This window comes from Burkholderia sp. MSMB1826 (assembly GCF_001526325.1).
Taxonomy (GTDB): Bacteria; Pseudomonadota; Gammaproteobacteria; order Burkholderiales; family Burkholderiaceae; genus Burkholderia.
On the sequence record NZ_LOYN01000061.1, the window covers coordinates 1 to 2,911 of the forward strand.

The following is a 2,911-nucleotide window of genomic DNA, read 5'->3' on the forward strand; positions in this document are numbered from 1 at the left end:
CAGACTTGTTATAGGATCAAGCCTTACGGGCAATTAGTATCGGTTAGCTGAACGCATTACTGCGCTTACACACCCGACCTATCAACGTCCTGGTCTCGAACGACCCTTCAAGGGGATCTAGTCCCCAGGGATATCTCATCTTAAGGCGAGTTTCCCGCTTAGATGCTTTCAGCGGTTATCTCTTCCGAACATAGCTACCCGGCGATGCCACTGGCGTGACAACCGGTACACCAGAGGTTCGTCCACTCCGGTCCTCTCGTACTAGGAGCAGCCCCCTTCAAATATCCAACGCCCACGGCAGATAGGGACCAAACTGTCTCACGACGTTTTAAACCCAGCTCACGTACCTCTTTAAATGGCGAACAGCCATACCCTTGGGACCGGCTACAGCCCCAGGATGAGATGAGCCGACATCGAGGTGCCAAACACCGCCGTCGATATGAACTCTTGGGCGGTATCAGCCTGTTATCCCCAGAGTACCTTTTATCCGTTGAGCGATGGCCCTTCCATACAGAACCACCGGATCACTATGACCTGCTTTCGCACCTGCTCGACTTGTCGGTCTCGCAGTTAAGCACGCTTATGCCATTGCACTATCAGCACGATTTCCGACCGTACCTAGCGTACCTTCGTACTCCTCCGTTACGCTTTGGGAGGAGACCGCCCCAGTCAAACTGCCTACCATGCACTGTCCCCGACCCGGATCACGGGCCAAGGTTAGAACCTCAAACAAACCAGGGTGGTATTTCAAGGACGGCTCCACCGAAACTAGCGTTCCGGTTTCATAGCCTCCCACCTATCCTACACAGATCGGTTCAAAGTCCAATGCAAAGCTACAGTAAAGGTTCATGGGGTCTTTCCGTCTAGCCGCGGGTAGATTGCATCATCACAAACACTTCAACTTCGCTGAGTCTCGGGAGGAGACAGTGTGGCCATCGTTACGCCATTCGTGCAGGTCGGAACTTACCCGACAAGGAATTTCGCTACCTTAGGACCGTTATAGTTACGGCCGCCGTTTACCGGGACTTCAATCAAGAGCTTGCACCCCATCATTTAATCTTCCGGCACCGGGCAGGCGTCACACCCTATACGTCCACTTTCGTGTTTGCAGAGTGCTGTGTTTTTATTAAACAGTCGCAGCCACCAGTTTATTGCAACCCCTTCACCCTCCTGGCGCAGGCCAGTCAAGCTACAAGGGCGTACCTTATCCCGAAGTTACGGTACCAATTTGCCGAGTTCCTTCTCCCGAGTTCTCTCAAGCGCCTTAGAATACTCATCTCGCCCACCTGTGTCGGTTTGCGGTACGGTCATCGTTAGACTGAAGCTTAGAGGCTTTTCTTGGAACCACTTCCAATTGCTTCGCTCCCTAAGGAGCTCGCGCCACACCCTTGAATTACGCGCCCGGATTTGCCTAAGCGCCTTCTCCAATGCAGCGACCGGGACTTCCAACACCCGGACAACCTTCCGCGATCCGTCCCCCCATCGCATCTAACGACGGTGCAGGAATATTGACCTGCTTCCCATCAGCTACGCATTTCTGCCTCGCCTTAGGGGCCGACTCACCCTACGCCGATGAACGTTGCGTAGGAAACCTTGGGCTTACGGCGAGGGGGCCTTTCACCCCCTTTATCGCTACTCATGTCAGCATTCGCACTTCCGATACCTCCAGCACGCTTTTCAACGCACCTTCGCAGGCTTACGGAACGCTCTCCTACCATGCGTGCAAGCACGCATCCGCAGCTTCGGTATATAGCTTAGCCCCGTTACATCTTCCGCGCAGGACGACTCGATCAGTGAGCTATTACGCTTTCTTTAAAGGGTGGCTGCTTCTAAGCCAACCTCCTGACTGTTTTAGCCTTCCCACTTCGTTTCCCACTTAGCTATATTTGGGGACCTTAGCTGGCGGTCTGGGTTGTTTCCCTCTTGACACCGGACGTTAGCACCCGATGTCTGTCTCCCGTGATTGCACTCTTCGGTATTCGGAGTTTGCTATGGCGGGGTAATCTGCAATAGACCCCCCAACCATGACAGTGCTCTACCCCCGAAGGTGAGACACGAGGCACTACCTAAATAGTTTTCGGAGAGAACCAGCTATTTCCAGGTTTGTTTAGCCTTTCACCCCTATCCACAGCTCATCCCCTAACTTTTCAACGTTAGTGGGTTCGGACCTCCAGTACGTGTTACCGCACCTTCATCCTGGCCATGGATAGATCACCTGGTTTCGGGTCTACGCCCAGCAACTGAACGCCCTATTCGGACTCGCTTTCGCTACGCCTGCCCTATACGGTTAAGCTTGCTACTGAACGTAAGTCGCTGACCCATTATACAAAAGGTACGCCGTCACCCCTTGCGAGGCTCCGACTGTTTGTATGCATGCGGTTTCAGGATCTATTTCACTCCCCTCCCGGGGTTCTTTTCGCCTTTCCCTCACGGTACTGGTTCACTATCGGTCGATCACGAGTATTTAGCCTTGGAGGATGGTCCCCCCATCTTCAGACAGGATTTCACGTGTCCCGCCCTACTTGTCGCACACCTAGTTCTTTCATACTGTTTTCGCCTACAGGGCTATCACCTGCTATGGCCGCACTTTCCAGAGCGTTCGGCTAACAATACAAATAAAGAGTGCAAGGCTCATCCCATTTCGCTCGCCACTACTTTGGGAATCTCGGTTGATTTCTTTTCCTGCGGTTACTTAGATGTTTCAGTTCACCGCGTTCGCTTCGCATGGCCTATGTATTCAGCCATGGATACTCCATACGGAGTGGGTTTCCCCATTCGGACATCTACGGATCAAAGCTTGTTTGCCAGCTCCCCGTAGCTTTTCGCAGGCTACCGCGTCCTTCATCGCCTGTGATCGCCAAGGCATCCACCACATGCACTTGTTCGCTTGACCCTATAACGAGTCTGTCTC

General features: G+C 53.1%; 1 rRNA gene. It reads right to left on the reverse strand.

The features are described 5' to 3' along the window. Nucleotides 1-12: 12 nt before the first annotated feature. Nucleotides 13-2,893: ribosomal RNA gene (locus WS95_RS32395) — 23S ribosomal RNA — on the reverse strand. Nucleotides 2,894-2,911: the final 18 nt, after the last annotated feature.